Below are 20,695 nucleotides of genomic sequence, written 5' to 3'. Positions count from 1 at the left end.
AGGAGAGGCATCATGAAGGCTTGGCGCGTCAACGAACTCGGCGAACCGCGCGACGTACTGAGGCTGGAGGAGGTCGTCGATCTCGTGCCCGGCCCCGGCCAGCTGATGGTCAGGGTGCTGGCGGCGCCCGCGAACTTCCCGGACGTGCTGCTGTGCCGCGGCGAATACCAGATCAAGCCGCCGTTGCCGTTCACCCCCGGCGTCGAGCTGTGCGGCGAGGTCGTCGCGCTGGGCGACGGCGTCAACCGGTTCGCGGTCGGGGACCGGGTGATCGGCAACCCGAGCCTGCCCGGTGGCGGGTTCGCGGAGCTGGCGGTGATGGAGGAGGCGAACACCTTCCCGGCGCCCGCCTCCCTGGACGATGCGGAGGCATCCGCGCTGAGCATTGGCTATCAGACGGGCTGGTTCGCCCTGCACCGCCGCACCCAGCTGCGGCCGGGCGAGACCCTGCTGGTCCACGCCGCCGCGGGCGGGGTGGGGAGCGCTGCCGTGCAGCTGGGCAAGGCGGCCGGAGCGAGGGTGATCGGGGTGGTCGGCGGACCCGACAAGGCCGAGTACTGCCGCCGGCTCGGTGCGGATCTGGTGATCGACCGGCACACCGAGGACATCGTGGCCGCGGTCAAGGACTTCACCGGCGGCCGCGGCGCGGACGTGGTGTTCGACCCGGTCGGCGGCGACGCTTACACGAAATCGACCAAGTGCATCGCCTTCGAGGGGCGGATCATCGTGATCGGGTTCGCGGGCGGCACCATCCCGCAGCCTGCCCTCAATCACGCGCTGATCAAGAACTACTCGATCATCGGGCTGCACTGGGGTCTGTACAAGGCGTACAACCAGCAGGCCATTGACGACTGCCATGTCGAGCTGACCCGGCTCGCCGCCGAGGGCGCGATCAAGCCGCTGATCAGTGAGCGGCTCGCGCTCGCCGAGGTGGCTGATGGACTGGGGCGGCTCGGCGACGGGACCACCGTCGGCCGGATCGTGTTCCAGCCCTGAATCGGAAGGCTGCTGCTGGCGGTCCCCACCTAAACCGGTGGGGTGCTGTGGGATTGAGTTCAGAACGGCGGCGGTTGGTCGAGGTCGATGACGAGGATCGGTCTGGCGGGTTTGCGGGGTTTGAGGTGTCGCCAGTCGGGCGGTAGGAGGGTGTCGAGGAGGTAGGCGAGGTCGTCCTCGACCCCGCAGCCCCTGTTGTGGTCGGCGATGTTATGGAGTACGCGTTCGGTGGTGTCTTGGTCGCTACCCGTGTTGTCGTCGGGGTCTGTGAAGGGACCGATGGGTTCGGTGATGGTGCGGGTGCCGTGGGGGTCGGTCCACTCGAGTCGGCCGGCGCCGATCTGTGTGACGGTCCAGTAGCCCTCGGTCTTGAGGCGGTGGTGTTTTCGGCACAGGCAGGCCAGGTTCTGTTCGATGGTGAGCCCGCCGCGTGCGGGGTTGGCATGGTTGAACGGGACTGTATGGTCGATGTCGCAATCCTGGGCTCGCGCAGTGCAGTTGGGGAAGCGGCATGTGCCGTCTCGGGTTCGGATGATCTCGGCGAGGCGTTTGCTGGGTTGGTAGGTGAGGGCTTCGTGTGAGGCTTTGGTCCGGTTGCGGATCGAGGATGGGGTGATGCCCGCGGCTGTGAGGGCTTTGCCTACGCCGAGAATCGGTCCGTGCGGGTTGGTGTCGATTCGTCGGCCGGAGACCCACGGTCCGTCGTTGCTCGTGCCCGTTTCTGTTGTGTGGGTGAATAGTTCGGGTGATGCCGTACGGAGGTCGTCGAGAAGAGCCCTGATGACGCGCTGGCGATCCTTGTCGGACAGCGTCAGGACCTGCGTCCACGTGCCGTCGGCGGCGAGGTCGCGGGCGAGGTCTGCATCTATGGCGCCGTAGCCGTGCAGGTAACCGGGGAGTTCGTCAAGGCCGAGCAGGGTGGTAGCGGAGACACCGACGAGGATCGTCGCTTTGGGTTGCGGCGGTTTGCCGTTCTGAGCCGTGCAGTGCTCGTGTCCGCATTGGCAGGGCAGGTGGTCGGCGCCGTCAGTGAGGGCGATGAGTGCATCTGCTCGGCGTTGGGCGTGGGTGCGGGGGTCGTCGGCGCAGACCTGTAGCGACATTTCCCGCAGTCTCATCGAAAGTCGTTGTGCGCCGGTCGCGGGGAGCAGTCCTTCCAAGGTCGACATGCCGTCGTCGGCGGCGTGGGTGCGGACGTCGCGGTCCTCTTCGGCGCGTTCGCGGCGCCGCCGGACCCCGTCGGGATCCAGGCGGGCGATCAGACGCCTGGCGCGTTGCTTGAGCTTGGTGCAGGAGTGCCGTCCCGCGCCGTCGAGCAGGCGCTTCTCGATGTCGTCGAGTTTGTCGTCGGAGACGTTCGTCAACGCGTCGGCGATCGCCCGGGTCTGGGCGAGGTCGAGCTCTCCGGTCTCGAGCGCGGCCGACACTCGGTGCAGGCGACAACGGAGGTCGCAGCCGAGGTCGATCATCGCGGTGGCCGCGCGTTCGGTGATGTGCAGGATCGCGGCGACTTCGACGTGCGCGAATTCGCCCTGGTGGGCCTCGTTCTTGCCGCGGCGGGCGTCTTCCTCGCAGCGCGCGAGGTAAACAGCTGTGACGGCATAGATTTCGCGAAACTGTTCGCGGGCGATGCGGGCGTGCTGCGCCGTCAGCGTTGCCGGTTGCTCACAATCCGGCACGCCGTCGAGCAGTCCCGATGCCGACCCATTATCGAACATATGTGCGATTTTATCGGGAGTAGCCGACATTGTCTAGAGGGTTCCTAATTGACTCCTACGCGGGCTTGATCGCCTGCGTGCGTGGGCCTTCCGCGCCGGTGTGGGCGTGACGCTCATGGGTTCCTGGTGCTCGCTGTCGGAGACGCCTTCACACAGAGAACGGCACGGCTCACCCGGCGTGGAGGGTTTCGGTGGTGTCCTGCTCGTGGTGCGAGCCGGCCGCAGGGATCGACCTCTCATGTGGTGTTCACGAGCTGCGAGCTCTTCGATAGATCGAGGCTCCTGCGGTGTGCTGGCGTCACGACACGACTGATGAGATGACGGACCCGCATCCTGCGTGAGTCCTGCAATTAGGGCGTCGTGTGACTCCACTGCGGTTCGACCGACCCTGTTCCTCGACGTGACAGGAGTGCAGCAGGTGGACAGATTCTGTGGGATCGACTGGGCCGACGACCATCACGATATCGCCATCATCGACGACACCGGGGCAGTCCTGGTGAAGGAACGGGTGGCCAACGACGCCGGCGGGTTCGCCCGCCAAATCCAGATGCTCGCCGACGCAGGCGACACGGCCGAGGACCCGATACCGGTAGCCATCGAAACCGACCGTGGTTTGTGGGTCACAGCCCTGCGGGCGACCGGACGGCCCATCTATGCGATCAACCCGCTCTCTGCCTCGAGGTACCGCAGCCAGCGCACCGTCTCCGGCGCGAAGTCCGATGCTGCGGACGCGGTCATGCTCGCCAGCATCCTGCGCCTCGACCGCTCTTCACACCGGCCGATTCCGGACGACACCGACCTCGCACGCGCGATCAAGGTTCTCGCCCGCGCCCAACAGGACGCCGTGTGGGCACGCACCGCGCTCGGCAACCAGATCCGATCGCTGCTCAAGGACTACTTCCCGGCCGCTCTGACTGCGTACGACGCGTTGAGCGGTGGCGGGATAACTCGAGCCGACGCTCGGATGATTCTCGCGGCCGCTCCAACTCCCGGTGCTGCGGCGAAGCTGACGCCCGTGAAGTTACGTGCGCTGTTGAGGAAGGCGGGCCGGCAACGCAACGTCGACGCCGACACGGCCCGACTTCGTGAGGTCTTCCGCACCAGCCAGCTACGGCAGCCTGAGTTGGTTGAGCACGCAATGGGCATCCAACTGCGGACGCTGGTGCAGCGACTCGATGCTGCCTGCGCCGCGGTCGAGGCCCTGACCGCGGCGACAACCGAGCACTTCGAGCGCCATCCGGATTCCGAGATCATTACAAGTTTTCCCGGTCTCGCCGCCGTCAGTGGGGCAAGATTGCTCGCCGAGATCGGGGACGATCGAACGCGATTCGCTGATGCGCGCGGATTGAAGGCGTATGCCGGCGCTTCACCGGTCACTCGCGCGAGCGGCAAGCGAACCGTGGTGATGCACCGGCAGATCAAGAACAATCGACTGGCGTCGGTCGGCTCGTTCTGGACGCTCGTCGCGATCCAGAGCTCGCCTGGTGCCCGGGAACATTTCGACCGCCGTCGCACTGCCGGGGACTGGAGTCGACAAGCTCAACGTCACCTCTTCGGAAAACTCCTCGGCCAGCTCCATACCTGCCTACGAACACGGCAGGCTTACGACGAGCTACGCGCCTTCCCTGGTGCTCCAGTGTTGGCGGCTTGACGGCTCCCGGTACAGAGCCCCGACCGACAGCGTCCAGAGCAGACAGCTGCCCAGCGTCGGGGACGGATGCATGATCCCGAGGCCATGGATCGTTTGAAGGCCCTTGGACGGTGTTCCACGTCAGGGCGTGCAGCCGCTGTCTAGTACATCCGCACCGTGGCTGCTGTCGGTGGGTACAGAGCTGCACAGGCGGTAGGTAGTACCGTTCTTGAGTTCGTCGGACGTGAAGGACTTCTCCGTGAAGTTTCTGTTCATCCAGATGACGTAGTTTCTCTGGTTCTCGGGGATGGCTTCGAAGGGGGCGGTGTAGGTGCACACGCCCGTGCCATCGGGATTCTCATCGATGGAGTCGACCTCCAGCGCCGTCGCTGCGAAGGCAGCACCGCTGTCTCCGAGGATGACCACCCTGTCGTTCGGGGCGACCGGAACCGTCCCGATGGTGCACACGCCGGAGGCAGCCGATGCTCGGTCTGCGTGGCCGGTGACGGTCACCGTGGCGGCGAAGGTTGCCGGCACGTCCGTGTTGGTCTCGCAACTCGTCAGGATCAGTGCTCCCGCAGATGTCGCTGCCGCGATCCGCCCCCATTTATGCCCCATACAGCCACGATAGGCAGTCTGGGGCGTGCCCGTTGGTGGTCACCCGAACCGAGTGCGGTGGCGTTCATGTCGTCGAGCCCTATGGGACGGTCGTGCGTTAGCGGCCGCACATTTTCAGAATCAGTCCTGTTCGAGCTCGGGGTGGCGCCGGAGCAGTTCGCCCTCAACCCGGCGAAGCGAGGCAATCTCCGCATTGACATCATCGAGCCGTCGCCTCAATCGGTCCAGGCGAGCCTCGAGTTCGCGGCCATCGAGCAGGAGATCCTCCCGCTCGGCCTGCAGGCGAGCGATCTGATCTGCAGCGGGGTTCGCGCTCACTCACTCAGGATATGGCGATAGGAGCCGCATGCCGCGCGAGAGTCCATCAGTTGCGTCTCAGCGAACTGAGATGTCTGTGTGTGCTGCCAAGCCGAGGAAGCGTCGACCCACACCGTTCCAAATGGCCAGCATGGGGCAAGGGCGTTTATTAGTCTGGCGAAGTGAATACACCAAAGCATGAGGCGCCGCCGCCCGGAATCACCGGTCGCCGCCTCTCCTATTTGGCCTTCGCCGTGATCGTCGTCGCATACCTGGCAATCATCAAGATCAGCGGCATGCTGATCGGCGGCTGGGCCGACGAGGACGACACCCTGACCACCCGGGGGGTGGTCTTCACCATGCTGATCCCGCTCGGACTCTCCGTCATCTTCACCTACGGGGTCATCGCCGCGCTCGGGTGGTGGCGTCCGGTGATGAAGGATGATCGCCCGGTCAACCGATGGGTCTGGGTCGTGCCCGCGATCCTTCTCGGCGCAATCCTGTTGGGCATCAACTACAGCGCGCTGTCGGAAAAGGGCTGGCTGTTCATCGTGTGTCTCCTCATCGCCACGCAGTTCGTCGGCTGGGGTGAAGAGGGCATGTTCCGCGGCGTCGGGGTGACGGTGCTGCGCCAACATGGTTTGCGTGAGGGCCAGGTCGCATTGTGGTCCAGCCTCATCTTCGGCGTGGTTCACCTGTCGAACGCGTTCACGGGCGGTGGCGCCTCCGCGATCCCTCAGGCGATCATCGTCAGCCTCGCGGGGTACTTCTTCTACCTCACCCGGCGTGTCTCGGGCAGCAACGCACTCAACTCCGTCATGCACGGACTCTTCGACTTCTCGCTGCTCACCGGGGCCGTCATCCTCCTGGACCAGCAGGCGTACGTTGGTACCTTCGCGCCGCTGCTGGCCTACCCGATCCTCGCGATCATTCTTCTCGTCAAACGGCGGAGCATCGAACCGGCCGACCGCGCCGACGATACTGCGGTCTCGGCCCCTGCCTGATGACATCCCCTGCCCGGTACGGAGTGCGCCAGCCATTCGTATCGGGCAGGGAGGTCACGTTTCAGGCAGCGCATGGCTTCGCGAGAGGTCTTGCCTTCGGGTCGAGGGCACCGTCCGGATGCGTTCTCGACGGCCCGAGTAAGTTCCGTCGATCTCCTCTGGTCGCAGAGGGCGCCCGGCGGAAGCTCGACCACCGAATGCCTTCTGCGGGAGCGGGAACTCCGTTGTTGAAGCTCGATTCCCAGCCGGCGCAGCTGCTCCCAGTAGAGCTCCCTGTTGCCGAGCTTGACGTCCTCGAGGAACGCGGGGTCGACCAGCGTTGCTGTTGTGCTTATGTCCCTACTTCTCGTGGACGTACTGCCCGGGTGCGGATTCTCGTGCCGGGTACTTGATGCTTCCCAACCGGTCCGGGGCGACCTGTTCGGCTCCGGACCTGGGGATCAGCCATTCGGCCCAGTGCGGCCACCACGATCCCGAGTGCTGCCCGGCCTGCTCGCGCCACTGGTCGGGGTCCGGCCCGGTGGGCGGCCCGGCCCAGTACTTTTGGCGCGACTTTTCGATCGGACTGACGATGGTTTGGATGTGACCCTTGTTGACGACCACCATCTCGCTGTCGCCTCCCAACAGCTGGCTGGTCATGTAGCAAGGCCTCCAAGTGGTGATGTGGTCGGTCTGTGCGGCGACGATGAAGTTGTCGGATTCGACTGCGGAGAGGTCGATCTGGGTGCCGAGCAATGTGGTACCGCCCGGTGTGACGAGGTCGCCGCTGGCCATCAGGGCAGTACTGTCGCGGACGTAGGCCGCCGAGATGTTGGCCGCGTCGTCGTTCCATGCGAGCAGGTCGTAGGCCGAGGGGGCTTCACCGAGCAGCCAATTGTTGATCGCGTAACCGTAGACCAGGTCCTTGGGCCGCATCCAGTTGAAGTTGTGCGCGATCGTCTTTGCGTCGATCACCGTTGACCTGTCGGCGCTGCGGGTCAACGCCGTGTCGACCCCGGGGGTGGTCAAGGTGGTGACCATGTTCGGTTGTCGCGTGTCCAGCATGGTGACCAGGTAGGTGGCGGCGTGGATCGGCCGGGACCCCTTGGCCGCCAGGTGTGCCTGGGCGAGTGCGCTGGTGAAGCCGCCTGCGCAGAAGCCGAGCAGGTTCAGGTCCTCGGCGCCGGTGATCTCTTTGACGACGTCGAAGGCTCGGATGACCGCGGACATGTAGTCCTCTAGGCCCCAATTGCCGTGCCCGCAGTCCGGGTCGGTGCTTGGGTTGCGCCACACGAGCGTGAACGTTTGCACCCCGGACGCGATGGCGAACTCCACCAGCGAGCGGCCAGGCGAGAGGTCGAGAATGTAGTGGCGGCCCACCTGTGGGGGGACGACGAGCAGCGGCCGCTCCCGGACGTTCTCGGTTGTCGGGCTGTACTGCAACAGCTCGAACATCTCCTCCCGGTACACCACCGCCCCCGGGCTGCACGCAAGGTTCTCCCCGACAGTGAACGGGCTCGAGTCGGTCATGGCCGGCATGCCGCGGTTGGTGGCGACGTCGTGGACGAAGTTGCGGGCTCCGCGCAGCAGCGAAAGTCCGCCTGTGTCGATAGCGCGTTTGATCGCGGTCGGATTCGTGGGCAGAAAATTGGCCGGTGAGAGTGCGCCGGTGAGGATGTTCGTCACGTAGCGCGCGCGTTCGCGGTCCTGCCAAGCGGCCCCGTCCTCCTCGGCCATGCGCTCGACTGCCTGGGTCCACGCTAGATGCCCCTGGGCTAATCGCCGAAATGCCGGATGCTGCCGCCACAGCGGATCTCCGTACTGGGCATCGCGTTCGGGGACCTCGATGTCGGACAGACCGAGCGCAACCTTGGCCCATTCCGCGACCACTTTGGGTGCCTCAACTGCCACCGCCCGCGGGTCGATCAACCGCCCGAGCACCTCACCAATCTGTAGGGGGTCCAACGCCCCACTGGTGTCGCCGCCACCCAACGCCTGTTCCACCAGGGATGTGTCCATGGATATCTCCTCCGAGCTGCAGATTGTGGGTTGGATGCTGTGACCGTCAGCGGTCAGTTCGGGCGGAACCCCGAGGTCGGTGCCGGTGGTGCTGTCCCGCCGCGAGGTGACCTACGGGACCCGGATGGCGATCACCGGACCGCCTGCGGTACGCCCGCGTCGACGGTGTCGTCGAGGAGCCGCACGAGCACGGAGTAGTCCAAGTTCCCGTGGCCGTCGGCGATGATGCGGTCGAGTCGGCGTGCCACCTCCGCGGTGGCGGAGGCGTCGACCCCGTGTTCGGCGGCGGCGTCGAGCGCGAGCCCAAGATTCTGGCGCATTTGGGTCGCGGCCAACCCGCCCGTGAACTTGCGGCTCGACGGCGCGGCGGCGACGGCGCCGGCGACCGGGTAGTAGTTACGCAGCGCCGAGTTGTCGCCGGTGGCCAACCGGGCGATCTCGATGACCGTCTCCGGCGCGACGTCCAGACGCCGCGCGAGGACCGCGGCCTCGCACGTGCTCTGCATGTTCACCGCGAGCATCATGCTGTTGACCATTTTCGCGCTCTGACCGGTCCCCACGGCACCCGCGTGGAAGATGTGGGTGCCCATCGACTCCAGTAGCGGCCGGGCATCATCGAGGTCTGCGGCCGCGCCGCCGACCATGAACGTCAGCGTCGCGTGCTGGGCGCCGCCGGTGCCACCAGAGACCGGGGCATCGAGAAAACGGCGCCCCGTGGCCGCCACTGCCGCGCCGATGTCACAGGCATCTGTGGCGCCGATCGTGGAGCAGTCGATGACCAGCGCACCCGGCGCTGCCGCAGCCAGTGCGGCCGAATCGAACAGCGCGCCCCGGACATGGTCGCCCCGGGGCAGCATCGTAATCAGGACATCGGCGTCCTCCGCGGCGTCCTGGACAGAATCGGCGACGGGAATCCTGGCCGCGGCGGCGTCGATGCACGCGTCCAACGAGTGGTCGAACCCGGTGACCTCGTACCCCGCCTCGTTCAGGTGCCCGGCCATCGGGAACCCCATGGCTCCGAGACCGATCCAACAGATCTTCATAGGTGATGTCCTTCCGTCGATGCCACGCTGCGAACACGTCGGCCATGGCATCAGTGAGCTGGGTTGCAAATTCGGAGAATCCGTACAGGAGCTATGCGGCAACGCGCAGCGGGCGTCGGCGCCATTCGCGGTTTGGAGACAGCATCGAGCGCGTACCAGAGGACGCGGTCAACGCGTCAGTCGTTTCTAGCGTTCGATTCCGAGCTTCCGCAGCTGCTCCCAGTAGAGCTCCACGTTGCCGAGCTTGACGTCCTCGTAGCCGCGGACGACGTCGGGCAGCGCTGCGATCGTGGTGGCCCTGTCGTAGTTGCCCGAGTCCAGCTCGTTCGCGAGCCGCAGCACCATCGCGGTGTAGTGCGCCAGCAGTTCGCGCTCGACCTTGCGGACGTGGGCGTAGCCGAACGGGTCGAGCTTGGTCCCGCGGAGCACCTTGCCCTTGGCCAGCATCTTCAGTGCCACATGCGACTTCGGTCGGAGGCCGATCTTCTTCTTGCGGCCCAGTGCCCGCAGCGCCGGCGGATGCAGCTTGTAGGTCAGGTTCTCGCCGCCCGGCACCTGGGACGCGACGTCCTCGAGGAAGGCGGGATCGACCAGCATCCGCGCCACCTCGTACTCGTCCTTGTACGCGGTGAATTTGAACAGCCCGCGGGCCACTGCCTCGCTGAACTCCGTCCGGTCGGTGACCGAGCGCTCCGCGGACCAGACGGACTGCACCGCATCGATGTACCGGCGCGCGACCTTCACGTTCTGGAACTCGACCAGCCGACCCGCACGCAACTCCACCAGCCGTCGCACCTCACCGTCAAAGGTGGCGTCGGCGAGCAGGTGTGCCGGCACGGCAGCCGGTGCATGCGTGCGCCGCGTGGTGACGGCGGCGAAGGCTTCCGGGTCGGCGAGGGCGACGCGGCCCCAGCGGAATGCGTCGATGTTCGCGGCGACCGCGATGCCGTTGATGCCGATCGCCTCCTCGATGGCCTCGGCGGGCAGCCTCAGCCCGCCGCTCTGGAAGGCCGCGCCGATCAGCAGGAGGTTCGCGGCGGCGGTGTTGCCGAACAGTTCCTGCGCGGCGGCCAGCGCGTCGAAGGCGGTGAGCGACTTCGACGCCGCGTCGAGGCGATCGAGCAGCGACTGCTCGTCCGGGTACCGCACCGACTTGTCGTAGACCATGTCGCCGGTCGGGGTTTGGCTGGTCGACGCGACCGCGATGGTGGCGGCCGCGCTCCCGTAGCCCAGGTTCTTGTTGTCGGTGGCGGTGAGCAGGTCGAACGCGACGATGCAGTCGGCGCTGCCCGGCGTCAGCCGGTTCGACGGCTCGAGCGCGCCGGGGGAGAAGCGCAGGTGCGAGACCACCGGCCCGGCCTTCTGGCTGAGTCCGATCTGGTCGAGGGACTCCACCTCGTACCCGGCGCGCAGCGCGGCGGTGGCCAGCACCTGGTTGACCGTGACGATGCCGGTGCCGCCGATGCCCGCGAGGAAGACGTTCTGCGTCGCGGTCAGCTCGCCGAGGTCCGGCTCGGCCGCGAGCGGTGGCACGGGGCGCTCGGCCCGGGCGGACTTCTTCTTACCCGGCACCACCTCGACCGTCACGAACGACGGGCAGTCGCCGTCCAGGCAGGAATAGTCTGTGTTGCACGAGGTCTGGTCGATCCGGGTCTTGCGGCCGAACTCGGTGTCCACCGGCTGCACGGACAGGCAGTTGCTCTTGGTCCCGCAGTCACCGCAGCCCTCGCAGACGGCCTCGTTGATGATCACGCGGGTGTTGCGGGTGGGCAGGGTGCCGCGCTTGCGCTGCCGGCGGGCGTCGGCCGCGCAGTGCTGGTCGTAGATCAGCACGGTGACGCCCTCGACCTCGCGCAGCTCCTTCTGCGCCTCGTCCAGGCGGTCGCGGTGCCACAGCTTGGTTCCCTTGGCGAGCTGCCTCTTGTTGTGCCGCTTGGGGTCGTCGGCACAGATGATGATCCGCTTGACGCCCTCGGTGGTGAGCTTGTGCGTGAGCTTCGCGACGGACAGGGCGCCCTCGGCGTCCTGGGCGCCGGTCATCGCGACGACGTCGTTGTAGAGCAGCTTGTAGGTGATGTTCACCCCGGCCGCGACACAGGCCTGCACGGCGAGCTGGCCGGAGTGGAAGAAGGTGCCGTCGCCGACGTTCTGGAACAGGTGCTTGACGTCGGTGAACGGTGCCTGGCCGATCCACTGGCTGCCCTCGCCGCCCATCTGGGTGAGCCCGGTGACGGCGCTGTCCTCACGGTTCGAGATGGTGACCATGGTGTGGCAGCCGATGCCGCCGCCGCCGATCGAGCCCTCGGGCAGCGCGGTGGACCGGTTGTGTGGGCATCCGCTGCAGAAGTACGGGGTGCGGGTGGCGGACAGGACCTCGAGTGAAAGCTGTGGGGGCAGAGCCTTCTTCAGCTCCACCCGGTCCTTGAGTACCCGGCGCAGCGGGCCGAGCAGCCGACCGGCGGTCAGCTCACCGTCGACGGGCATCAGCGGCCGACCGGCGGCGTCGCGCTTGCCCAGGATCTGCGGCGTGTGTTCGGTGCCGTAGAGGATCTCGCGGATCTGGGTCTCGATGAAGGCCGTCTTGTCCTCGACGACGATCAGCTGCTCGAGGCCCGCGGCGAACTCGCGGACCTTCTTCGCGCCGAGTGGGGTGGGCATGCCGATGCGCAGCAGCCGGATCCCCGCGCGGTGCAGCGCGGCCTCGTCCACGCCGAGATCGAGCAGGCCCTGACGCAGCGAGTCGAAGGTGGTGCCGGTAGCCGCGAAGCCGATCGTCGCTCCGGTGGGGTCGACCTCGATCACATCGAGATCGTTGGCCTCGCCGTACGCGCGCACGATCTCCCAGCGGGGCCCGTACAGGTCGGCCTCGGCGATGACGCTGTCCGTCGGGACCGCCATCGGTCGCTGCTTGTAGACGAACGGCCGTCCCTCCCATTCGATCTCGGGAACGGTGATGTCGATGTCCGACACCCCGCCGTCGACCGTCCAGGCGCCGTCGGCGACATCCGCGACCACCTTCAGCGCCACCAGGCAGCCCGAGGCGCGGGACAGCGCGACGCCGTGCATGCCCATCGTGATCATCTCTTCGGCGTTGCGCGGGAACAACACCGGGATCCCCAGTGCGGCGAGCGACCGCTCGCTGACCGCGGGGACGGTGGAGGACTTGGAGGCGGGGTCGTCGCCGACGAGCAGCAGCACGCCGCCCTTCGGATTGACGCCGTACATGTTCGCGTGCCGCAGGGCGTCGGTGGCCCGGTCGACGCCGGGGCCCTTGCCGTACCAGACGCCGATGACGCCGTCGTGCGTTGCCTGCCCCCCGGGGAGCTCCGCCTGGCTGCCCCAGACGGCGGTGGCGGCGAGCTCCTCGTTGAAGCCCGGCACGAAGGTGATGTCGTGCTCGGTGAGCACCTGCGGCATCCCGTGCAGCATCTTGTCGACGCCGCCGAGCGGGCTGCCCTGGTAACCGGAGACGAAGGTCGCGACGCGTCGGCCCGCGCGGATGTCGTGGACGTGCTGCTCGACCAGCTGGCGCGCGATCGCTTGGACGCCGGTCAGCAGGACCGGACCGGACCCGGACCGATAGCGGTCGTCGAGGTCGTAGGGGGAGGGCAGCTCCGCCGTCGGGGTGACGGGACGATCGGCCAGTTCAGTCATCGCGGTCCACCGTTTCTTCGCCGCATCGGGTCACGTTGCGCGCAATCAATCGGGCATCAGGTGTAGCAATAATTTGCCCAGGTGGTGTGACCGTCAACACCCGCGAGTTGAGCTGACGGATATGATCAGTTGTGACGTACAACACTGGAATGAGGTCGCCATAGTGATCAGCATCGACCGGCTCGACGCCTCCCTGCTCAAACTGCTCACCGACGATCCCCGCGCCGGGGTGATGGAACTGGCCGCCCGCCTGGGCGTCGCCCGGAACACCATCGCGTCCCGGATGCGGCGACTGGAGGAGACCGGGGTGGTCACCGGGTATCGCCCGGACGTCGACCTGCCCACCCTCGGGCTGCCGGTGCAGGCGTTCGTCGGCGCGGAGCTGGAGCAGGGCCGCATCCAGGACGTCATCGAGGATCTGCGCGGGGTCCCGGAGGTGCTGGAGGTGCACACCACGACCGGTCGGGAGGACCTGCTCATCCGCATCGCGGCGCCCTCGCACGAGGAGTTGCTGCACGTGCTCGAGAGCGTTTTGGGGCTCGACGGCGTCGCGCACACCACGACCACGCTCGCGCTGACGACGCCGGTGAAGTACCGGACGCAGCCGCTGGTCGATCACATCACCCGTGAGGCGGGGCACGGGCGGTCGGCGGCGTCGTACAAGGGTGAGGGCGTCCAGGGTTCACGAGGCAGCGAAGCGACTTAGACTGTTCCGATGGAGCCGCCGGGGGTCCGGTACCTCGATCGTGACGGTCACGCGCTGGCCTACCAGGTCGTCGATGGCGGGCCGCACAACGTCGTGGCGTTCCTCGAAATCGGGATGCATCTCGATCTGATGTGGACGGATCCCCACATCCTCGCCCTCTTCGAGCGAGTCGCCACCTATGCGAGCACCGTCTACGTACAGCGCAGGGGTTTCGGGCTCTCGGACCAGGTCGACCATGTCCCGACCGTGGAGCAGCAGGCCGACGACATCACCGCCGTGATGGACGCGGCGGGCATGCGCCGGGCGACGCTGATCGGGTATGTCACCACCTGCGGCCCACTGGCGCTGATCGCGGCACGTTCCCCCGCGCGCGTCGCGGGCCTGGTGCTCGTCAACCCCGTCGCCCAGGGGCCGCTGTGCGGCGCAGCAGAGTTACACGGGTGGGAGGCCCAGGAGGCCGAGCACTTCGTGGCCGGTTATCTGGAGGCGTATCGCAACTGGGGCACCGGCCAGACGCTGGAGATGTGGGATCCGGCGCTGATGTCGCCGCACAACCGGCGGCTGATGGCGATGATCGAACGCTGCGCCGCCACCCCGGCGGCCGCCAGCGCCTTTCTCGACTGGGCGCTTCGTCTCGACCTCAGCGAGGTGCTGCGCTCGGTCCAGGCGCCGACCAGGGTGCTCTGCAACCCGGCCAACGCGGCCTCCGAGGGTGCCGTGCGGTATGTCGCCGAGCTGATACCCGGTGCGAGCTTTCACCTGCTGCCGCCGACGCGGCCGGGCGCCTCGATAGGCGAGGGCTCGATACCCATCTTCGACCAGTTCGAGGAGATGGTCACGGGGGCAAGCCATCCCGCCGACGTGGATCGATTTCTCGGCTCGGTCGTCTTCACCGACATCGTGGGTTCGACCGAGTTGTTGTCCGGGCTCGGGGACGTGACCTATCGGGAACTCCTCGCCGCACACGACCGACAGGTCCGGCTGGAGGTAGAGAACTCGGGCGGTCGCGTCGTCAGCATCATGGGAGACGGCACCTTCAGTCTCTTCGACGGCCCGAGTTCCGCGGTCCGCTGTGCGCAGGCGATCTGCGTGTCCGCAGCGGAACTGGGCATCGCGGTTCGGGCCGGAGTGCACACGGGGGAGATCGAACACATCGGCACGGACCTGGCCGGGATGACGGTGCACATCGGTGCCCGCGTGGGTTCCGCCGCAGGACCGGGCGAGGTGTTCGTGTCGAGGACGGTTCGGGATCTGGTCGTCGGATCGGGTCTCGTCTTCGAGGATCGCGGTGAACGTGAGCTCAAAGGAGTGCCCGGGCGATGGAGCCTCTATGCGCTCGCGGATGGCGACCACAGTCCAACTCCGGTTCGCCAGGAAACGCTGATGCTCAACCCGATCGACCGGGCGGTCCTCCAGGTGGCGCGCCGCGCACCCCGGCTGGCACGTGCCGCCGTCAGCATGGCCAACGCCAGAGCACGTCGACGTACGCGATCGGGCTAGCGAATCGGCGGAGGGCCTGTACCTGCCCGGCGCCCGCTGTTTGACTTGTTCTGTCGCTCTCGTCGGAGAACGACCGACACGGGAGGTGTCTCATGTCAGCTGAGCAGAACATCGAAATCGCGAAGAAGGGGTACGCGGCGTTCGCGGCCGGGGACGCGGAGGCGGCGATGGCCGACCTCGCGGACGACCTCGAGTGGATCGTGCCGGGCAACAGCGCGGTCTCCGGCAGCTTTCACGGCAAGGCCGAGGTCGGCGGGTTGTGGATGAAGATGGCCGAGAAGTCCCTGACCACCACGCCCCAGCACTACCTCGCCGACGAGGAGAGGGTCGTGGTCCTGACCCAGGTGAGCGCGGGTGGGGAGAGCTGGGATGCCGCCGACGTCCTCACCTATCGGGACGGGAAGGTCGTCAAGTTCCAGACCGCGGGCGACACGGCCAAGTTCGAGAAGGTGTTCGGAACGCGTTAGTCGGGAGGCCGCGCGGGTCAGCCAGCAGTAGGAGACCTATCGTCGGGGGATGACCACCCCCGCCGCGCACCCCGATGTGGTGGAGACGACGCTGGTCAGCGCCCGGCCGCTGGCGCTGGCCGCCACCCTGGCCCCGCTCAGCCGCGGCCCCTACGACCCCTGTCACCGGACCACCGCCGACGGCGCGATCTGGCGCACGGCGTCGATGCCGACCGGTGCGGTGACCTATCGGCTGACGCAGACGGGTGCGACGGCGGTGTCCTGCCGAGCCTGGGGCCCCGGGTCGGGAGAGTTCGAGACCACCCTGGCCGACCTGCTCGGCGAGGGCGACGACACCGCCGGCTTCGCTCCCGAACACCCGAAGGTGGCCGAGGCGCACCGCCGCTTCCCCGGGCTCCGGATCCCCCGCACCGGCCGGGTCTTCGAGGCGCTGGTGCCCGCGATCCTGGAACAGCGGGTCCACACCGTGGCGGCCCATGCCTCCTGGCGGCGGTTGGTCACCCACTACGGCGCACCGGCGCCGGGCCCCGCGCCGGAGGGGATGCGGGTGCCGCCCCCGGCCGAGGTGTGGCGCCGGATCCCGTCCTGGGAGTTCCACCGGGCGGGGGTGGACCCGCGTCGCTCCCGCGTCATCGTCACGGCGGCGGCCGTCGCGAACCGCCTGGAGGAGGCGGCCGCGATGTCGGCCCCCGACGCGGCGGCCCGGCTCCGGGTGGTGCCGGGGATCGGGGAGTGGACGGCGGCCGAGGTCGCCCAGCGGGCCCTCGGCGACGCCGACGCCCTCTCGGTGGGGGACTTCCATCTGTCCGCGATCGTCGGGTGGTCGCTGCTCGGCCGGCCGCTGGACGACGCGGAGATGGTCGAGTACCTCGAATCGGCCCGGCCGCACCGGCATCGGGTGGTCCGGCTGCTCCAGGTCAGCGGCCAGGCCGTCAAGCCCAAGTTCGGACCCCGCACCCCGATCACCGATCACCGCGGGCGCTGACCGCGCGGGGGATTCCACCCGCGAGGCCTACTCGGCTCGTCTCGCCGAACCCGCCCCGGCAGGGTGCACGATGGTGTTCGATGACGAACGGCGCGCTACCGACGCCACGGCTGTGGGAGGCAATCAATGGGTCAGGTCCTGGAACGGATTGAGCAGTTCGCGGAGGAGATCCGCGCCGAGGGTGTGGAGGGCGACCGGCTCATGCGGCTCACCGACACCTCCGCGAAGCGGCTGCGTGAATCGGGCGCGATCCGCATGCTGCAGCCGAAGCAGCACGGTGGGCTCGAGGTACACCCGCGCGAGTTCGCCGAGACGGTGATGGGCATCGCCGCGATGGACGGTGCCGCGGGGTGGGTCACCGGCATCGTGGGCGTCCACCCGTGGGAGCTGGCCTTTGCCGATCCCAAGGTGCAGGAAGAGATCTGGGGCGCCGATCAGGACACCTGGGTGGCCTCGCCCTACGCGCCGATGGGCGTCGCCAAGCAGGTCGACGGAGGCTATGTCCTCAACGGTCGCTGGTCGTTCTCCTCGGGCACCGATCACTGCCAGTGGGCGTTCCTCGGCGCCCTGCTCGGCGACGAGAACGGCGCACCGGTGATGCCGCCGGTCCCGCTGCACGTCATCCTGCCCCGCTCGGATTACCAGATCGTCGCGGACTCCTGGGATGTCATCGGCCTGCGCGGCACGGGTTCGAAGGACCTGATCGTCAAGGACGCCTTCATCCCCAGCTACCGCACCATGCTGGCCTCGGAGGTGATGGACGGTACCGCGGTGAAGAAGGCGGGCCGCACCGAGACGCTCTACAACATGCCGTTCTCCTGCATGTTCCCGCTCGGCATCACCTCGGCGGTCGTCGGCATCGCGGAGGGCGCGCTGGCCTGTCACATCGCCGCGCAGAAGGACCGCGTCGCGATCACCGGCACCAAGATCAAGGAAGACCCCTACGTCCTCTACGCGATCGGCGAGGCGGCGGCGGAGATCGCCGCGTCCCGTGCCGCGTTGCTCGAGACCGTGGACCGGTTCTGGGACATGACCGAGGCGGGCACGGAGATCGACTTCGAGGCGCGCGCCATCGGGCGTCGCACCCAGACCGCCGCGGCCTGGCGTGCGGTGCGGGCCGTGGACGAGATCTTCGCGCGCTCCGGCGGCGGCGCTCTGCACTACAAGTTCCCGATGCAGCGCTTCTTCCGTGACGCGCACGCCGGCATCGCCCACGCGATCCACGTGCCCGGCTCGATCTTCCACTCCTCGGCCCTGACCCAGCTCGGCGGCGAGCCGCAGGGGATCCACCGCGCGATGATCTAGGCGGCTCCGCCGCCCGTGCGCGGTTGACGAGTCTCAGGACTCGGTAACCGCGCACGGGCGCGAAGCGCCTCACTCGGCCGCGAGCAGCGCGACCGCCATTCGGATCAGCTCCGGCTCGAGCGAGTCGAGGTCCTGTGCCGCGGCGGCCGCGGGCTCGCGTTCCCAGGCGGCGAGCGCCCCGATCACGAACCGTGCCATCAGCGCCACCCTCCGCGGCCGCGTCGACGCTGGTATCTGCGTGAGCTCGCCCGCGATGTCCGTGAACAGCCCATGTACCACCATGACCGCGTCGGTGTGCGGTTGCCGAGCGGCGTCCGCGTCGTCGAGCGCGAAGAAGTCGAGCCGGATACCGGCCAGCCATTGCTCGCTGAAGCGCGCCCAGTAGCTGGGTCGATGCCTGCGCAGCTCGGCGACGAGTGGGCCGACGTAGGCCTCGACCATGGTGGGCAGCGTGAAGTCGCCTGCCGCCCGCGCCGACGCGATGAACGCGGCTCGGTCCTCGTTGACCGGCTCCGTGTGCAGCTGCCACACGGCCTCGAGCAGTCCCTCCCAGGATCCGAAGTGGTAGGCGATCGCCGAATTGTTCCTGTGCCCTGCGGCCTTGACCACTTCGCTCGCCCGGACGCCGTGCAGACCCCGCTCGGCGACGAGCTGTTCCGCGGCCCGCACCAGACTGAGACGCGCGGTTGACAGTGTGGCGTGGGTCACGGTACTAAGAAGCCCTTCTTAATGGTCCCTGCTGAGGCTACCCGTCTCGGCACCCTGCCCGAGAGGCTGTCATGCGTCCATCCCGAGTTTCCGTCCAGATCATAGGCGCGCTGGCGGTTACTGTCGCCGCTGTGACCAGCTGTTCCACCGGAGGCGACGACTCCGCCGCCGCGGCGCCGGCGAGCGGTGACGTGCTCTCTTCGGCGCCCCTCACCAACGCCGCGGTATTGCCCAGCGCCGCCAGGAGCGAATTGATCACCTACGCGTCGGAGAACGGGAACGGAGATCCGATCGTGGTCTCGGGCACGGTGGCAATCCCGTCGGGAACCGCGCCCGACGGCGGCTGGCCGGTGATCAGCTGGGCGCACGGCACCACCGGCATCGCCGACACCTGCGCGCCGTCGGGGGACACCGTCGACGGCGCCGTGCACGACTACGTCGGCGGCGTCACCGCCACCCTCGACGAATGGATCCGCAAGGGCTATGCGGTGGTCCAGACCGACTACGAGGGCATGGGCACACCCGGCGACCACACCTACCTCAACGCGAGGTCGGAGTCGAATGCGCTGACCGACATCGTCAGGGCCGCGAGGAATCTCGATCCGTCGGTGGGCGCCAAGTGGTTCGTCGGTGGACACAGCCAGGGCGGCGCGGCCGCGATCAGCGCGTCCGACCAGGCCGTGGACCGGGCACCCGAGCTCACCCTGCTCGGCGCTTTCGCGGTCGCACCTGGCAGTGGGCTGAGCCAGACCCCGCAGTACATCGCGACCGGCGGCCAGGCGGTGGCCCCGGTGCTGTCGTTCCTGCCGATCACCCTGCTCGGCGCGGCGGCTGCGGACCCGGCGGTGGTGCCGGATCAGATCGTCACCCCCGCGGCGGCGCCACTGATGCGGGCCGCCCGCACGGGGTGCATCGCCGACGTCCGCGCCGCGATCGGTGGCATCCAGGTCAATTCGGTGATCCGCCCTGGCGCGGACCTCGGGCCGTGGACCGACTACCTGGCCGAGCAGGAGCCGTCGAACGCCACCCCCAAGGTTCCGGTGCTGTTCGCGCAGGGCACGGCGGACGCCCTGGTCACGCCGGCAGCCTCGCAGGTCCTGGTGAAGCAGCTGTGTGACAAGGGGGCAAAGGTCGACTACCGCAGCTACGACGGCGCCGACCACCGCGCCGCCGTCGCCGCCTCGCTCTCGGACGCCGAGGCGTTCACCGAGGCGTTGCTGGCGGGCGAGGAGACCCCGACCACCTGCTGATGCACTTGGTGCAGTGGTGCGGATACAGAGTGCGTGCACTCCGTATCCGCACCACTGCGGCGGAGCCGCCTAGCGCAGCTTGATGCTGCCGCCGTCGACCATGAGGGTCTGGCCGGTCATGTAGCTCGCATCATCGCTGGCGAGGAACACCGCGACCCGCCCGATGTCCGACTCGGGATCGCCGAATCGGTGCAGCGGGGTCTTGGCCAGGAGCGCGTCTTCGACACCGGGGTTCGCATCGATGTACGCCTTGACGCCCTCCGTGAGGGCGAGCGGGGAGATGATGTTGACGTTGATGTTGTCCGGCGCCCATTCGTTGGCCGCGACACGGCTGATCGCCCGGATCGCCTCCTTCGCCGCGGCGTAGGAACCCTGCGTCGGCTGGCCCTCGATGCCGGCGCCGGAGGCGAAGTTGATCACCGTGCCCTGGGTCGCCGCGAGCTGCGGATGGCACGCCTTCATCAGCCAGAAGGTCGGGTAGAAGCCCGTGCCGAAGGACAGGTCGAGCATCTCCTGGGTGGTCTCGAGCAAGGATGCCTGCCGGGAGGCGTGCGCGTTGTTCACCAGCACGTCGACCCGGCCGAATGCCTCCACCGCCGCCGCGACGATGGCCGCGGCGCTCGCTTCCTCGGAGAGGTCGGCGTTCAGGAACCTGCCCGCGCCGTCGAGCTCCCGCTCGAGCGCCGCACCCGCCTCGTCGTTGATGTCGACGAACAGGATCCGCGCGCCTTCCTTCGCGAATGCCCGGACGATGCCACGCCCGATGCCCCCGGCGCCCCCGGTGACGATCGCTACTTTTCCGTCGAGTCTCATGTC

Annotated in this window: 17 protein-coding genes; 9 read left to right on the top strand and 8 right to left on the bottom strand. The window is 67.9% G+C overall.

Translation table 11 applies throughout. From position 1 onward, the window contains the following. Window positions 1–12: 12 nt before the first annotated feature. On the top strand, window positions 13–996 hold the full coding sequence (locus ACFQS9_RS03025) for an NADPH:quinone oxidoreductase family protein (protein ID WP_378401405.1): 984 nt from the start codon (window positions 13–15) through the stop codon (window positions 994–996). Window positions 997–1,055: 59 nt separating this feature from the next. Here the strand turns inward: ACFQS9_RS03025 and ACFQS9_RS03020 are convergent, their stop codons facing one another. Further along, complete coding sequence (locus ACFQS9_RS03020; protein WP_378401403.1) at window positions 1,056–2,744, bottom strand: HNH endonuclease signature motif containing protein; 1,689 nt, start codon at window positions 2,742–2,744, stop codon at window positions 1,056–1,058. Window positions 2,745–3,132: 388 nt separating this feature from the next. On the opposite strand from ACFQS9_RS03020, the gene ACFQS9_RS03015 reads away from it, so the two are divergent. Then, a complete protein-coding gene (locus tag ACFQS9_RS03015) occupies window positions 3,133–4,365 on the top strand; it encodes an IS110 family RNA-guided transposase (protein WP_378401616.1) in 1,233 nt (410 codons plus the stop codon). 120 nt (window positions 4,366–4,485) lie between these two features. Here ACFQS9_RS03015 and ACFQS9_RS03010 read toward each other — a convergent pair whose 3' ends face one another. Together ACFQS9_RS03010 and ACFQS9_RS03005 are read right to left on the bottom strand one after the other, a co-directional pair. Further along, window positions 4,486–4,962, bottom strand: coding sequence for a hypothetical protein (locus ACFQS9_RS03010; protein WP_378401401.1), 477 nt, complete (start codon window positions 4,960–4,962; stop codon window positions 4,486–4,488). Window positions 4,963–5,082: 120 nt separating this feature from the next. After that, window positions 5,083–5,280, bottom strand: a complete 198-nt coding sequence (locus ACFQS9_RS03005) for a hypothetical protein (protein ID WP_378401399.1) — start codon at window positions 5,278–5,280, stop codon at window positions 5,083–5,085. A gap of 161 nt (window positions 5,281–5,441) precedes the next feature. On the opposite strand from ACFQS9_RS03005, the gene ACFQS9_RS03000 reads away from it, so the two are divergent. Next, window positions 5,442–6,263 (top strand): CPBP family intramembrane glutamic endopeptidase, encoded by an 822-nt coding sequence (locus ACFQS9_RS03000; protein ID WP_378401397.1) that lies wholly within the window; start codon window positions 5,442–5,444, stop codon window positions 6,261–6,263. Window positions 6,264–6,602: 339 nt separating this feature from the next. Here ACFQS9_RS03000 and ACFQS9_RS02995 read toward each other — a convergent pair whose 3' ends face one another. The 3 genes from ACFQS9_RS02995 to ACFQS9_RS02985 all read right to left on the bottom strand — a co-directional run bounded on the left by ACFQS9_RS02995 (window position 6,603) and on the right by ACFQS9_RS02985 (window position 12,958). Continuing rightward, a complete protein-coding gene (locus tag ACFQS9_RS02995) occupies window positions 6,603–8,261 on the bottom strand; it encodes a PHA/PHB synthase family protein (RefSeq protein WP_378401395.1) in 1,659 nt (552 codons plus the stop codon). Window positions 8,262–8,392: 131 nt separating this feature from the next. Further along, on the bottom strand, window positions 8,393–9,304 hold the full coding sequence (locus tag ACFQS9_RS02990) for an NAD(P)-dependent oxidoreductase (protein WP_378401393.1): 912 nt from the start codon (window positions 9,302–9,304) through the stop codon (window positions 8,393–8,395). A 186-nt stretch (window positions 9,305–9,490) separates the two neighbouring features. Continuing rightward, window positions 9,491–12,958, bottom strand: a complete 3,468-nt coding sequence (locus ACFQS9_RS02985) for an indolepyruvate ferredoxin oxidoreductase family protein (RefSeq protein WP_378401391.1) — start codon at window positions 12,956–12,958, stop codon at window positions 9,491–9,493. Between the two features lie 163 nt (window positions 12,959–13,121). On the opposite strand from ACFQS9_RS02985, the gene ACFQS9_RS02980 reads away from it, so the two are divergent. The 5 genes from ACFQS9_RS02980 to ACFQS9_RS02960 all read left to right on the top strand — a co-directional run bounded on the left by ACFQS9_RS02980 (window position 13,122) and on the right by ACFQS9_RS02960 (window position 17,921). Continuing rightward, complete coding sequence (locus ACFQS9_RS02980) at window positions 13,122–13,664, top strand: Lrp/AsnC family transcriptional regulator (protein WP_378401389.1); 543 nt, start codon at window positions 13,122–13,124, stop codon at window positions 13,662–13,664. A gap of 9 nt (window positions 13,665–13,673) precedes the next feature. Beyond that, window positions 13,674–15,164, top strand: a complete 1,491-nt coding sequence (locus ACFQS9_RS02975) for an adenylate/guanylate cyclase domain-containing protein (protein WP_378401387.1) — start codon at window positions 13,674–13,676, stop codon at window positions 15,162–15,164. Window positions 15,165–15,256: 92 nt separating this feature from the next. Continuing rightward, on the top strand, window positions 15,257–15,631 hold the full coding sequence (locus tag ACFQS9_RS02970; protein WP_378401385.1) for a nuclear transport factor 2 family protein: 375 nt from the start codon (window positions 15,257–15,259) through the stop codon (window positions 15,629–15,631). 49 nt (window positions 15,632–15,680) lie between these two features. Beyond that, complete coding sequence (locus ACFQS9_RS02965) at window positions 15,681–16,616, top strand: DNA-3-methyladenine glycosylase family protein (protein ID WP_378401383.1); 936 nt, start codon at window positions 15,681–15,683, stop codon at window positions 16,614–16,616. A 126-nt stretch (window positions 16,617–16,742) separates the two neighbouring features. Further along, the gene (locus tag ACFQS9_RS02960) at window positions 16,743–17,921 is read left to right on the top strand and encodes an acyl-CoA dehydrogenase family protein (protein WP_378401381.1); all 1,179 of its coding nucleotides are present in this window, start codon (window positions 16,743–16,745) and stop codon (window positions 17,919–17,921) included. A 69-nt stretch (window positions 17,922–17,990) separates the two neighbouring features. Here the strand turns inward: ACFQS9_RS02960 and ACFQS9_RS02955 are convergent, their stop codons facing one another. Further along, entirely contained in the window at window positions 17,991–18,629 is a 639-nt protein-coding gene (locus tag ACFQS9_RS02955) for a TetR family transcriptional regulator (protein ID WP_378401379.1), read from the bottom strand. A 71-nt stretch (window positions 18,630–18,700) separates the two neighbouring features. On the opposite strand from ACFQS9_RS02955, the gene ACFQS9_RS02950 reads away from it, so the two are divergent. After that, window positions 18,701–19,879, top strand: a complete 1,179-nt coding sequence (locus tag ACFQS9_RS02950) for a lipase family protein (RefSeq protein ID WP_378401377.1) — start codon at window positions 18,701–18,703, stop codon at window positions 19,877–19,879. A 69-nt stretch (window positions 19,880–19,948) separates the two neighbouring features. On the opposite strand, the gene ACFQS9_RS02945 is transcribed toward ACFQS9_RS02950, so the two are convergent. Further along, entirely contained in the window at window positions 19,949–20,692 is a 744-nt protein-coding gene (locus ACFQS9_RS02945; RefSeq protein ID WP_378401375.1) for an SDR family NAD(P)-dependent oxidoreductase, read from the bottom strand. Window positions 20,693–20,695 lie beyond the last annotated feature (3 nt).

It is taken from the genome of Rhodococcus daqingensis (genome assembly GCF_042665615.1).
Taxonomy (GTDB): domain Bacteria; phylum Actinomycetota; class Actinomycetes; order Mycobacteriales; family Mycobacteriaceae; genus Rhodococcus_G; species Rhodococcus_G daqingensis.
Note: the sequence above shows the minus strand (reverse complement) of the source record. Positions and strands in the feature narration are given on the sequence as shown.

Bases quoted from the DNA above. Each gene is read 5' to 3' on its own strand.
- ACFQS9_RS02985 (WP_378401391.1), bottom strand. From the start codon at position 12,958: ATGACTGAACTGGCCGATCGTCCCGTCACCCCGACGGCGGAGCTGCCC.
- ACFQS9_RS03010 (WP_378401401.1), bottom strand. From the start codon at position 4,962: ATGGGGCATAAATGGGGGCGGATCGCGGCAGCGACATCTGCGGGAGCA.
- ACFQS9_RS02965 (WP_378401383.1), top strand. From the start codon at position 15,681: ATGACCACCCCCGCCGCGCACCCCGATGTGGTGGAGACGACGCTGGTC.
- ACFQS9_RS02960 (WP_378401381.1), top strand. From the start codon at position 16,743: ATGGGTCAGGTCCTGGAACGGATTGAGCAGTTCGCGGAGGAGATCCGC.
- ACFQS9_RS03025 (WP_378401405.1), top strand. From the start codon at position 13: ATGAAGGCTTGGCGCGTCAACGAACTCGGCGAACCGCGCGACGTACTG.
- ACFQS9_RS02950 (WP_378401377.1), top strand. From the start codon at position 18,701: ATGCGTCCATCCCGAGTTTCCGTCCAGATCATAGGCGCGCTGGCGGTT.
- ACFQS9_RS03020 (WP_378401403.1), bottom strand. From the start codon at position 2,744: ATGTCGGCTACTCCCGATAAAATCGCACATATGTTCGATAATGGGTCG.
- ACFQS9_RS02945 (WP_378401375.1), bottom strand. From the start codon at position 20,692: ATGAGACTCGACGGAAAAGTAGCGATCGTCACCGGGGGCGCCGGGGGC.
- ACFQS9_RS02990 (WP_378401393.1), bottom strand. From the start codon at position 9,304: ATGAAGATCTGTTGGATCGGTCTCGGAGCCATGGGGTTCCCGATGGCC.
- ACFQS9_RS02975 (WP_378401387.1), top strand. From the start codon at position 13,674: ATGGAGCCGCCGGGGGTCCGGTACCTCGATCGTGACGGTCACGCGCTG.
- ACFQS9_RS02995 (WP_378401395.1), bottom strand. From the start codon at position 8,261: ATGGACACATCCCTGGTGGAACAGGCGTTGGGTGGCGGCGACACCAGT.
- ACFQS9_RS02970 (WP_378401385.1), top strand. From the start codon at position 15,257: ATGTCAGCTGAGCAGAACATCGAAATCGCGAAGAAGGGGTACGCGGCG.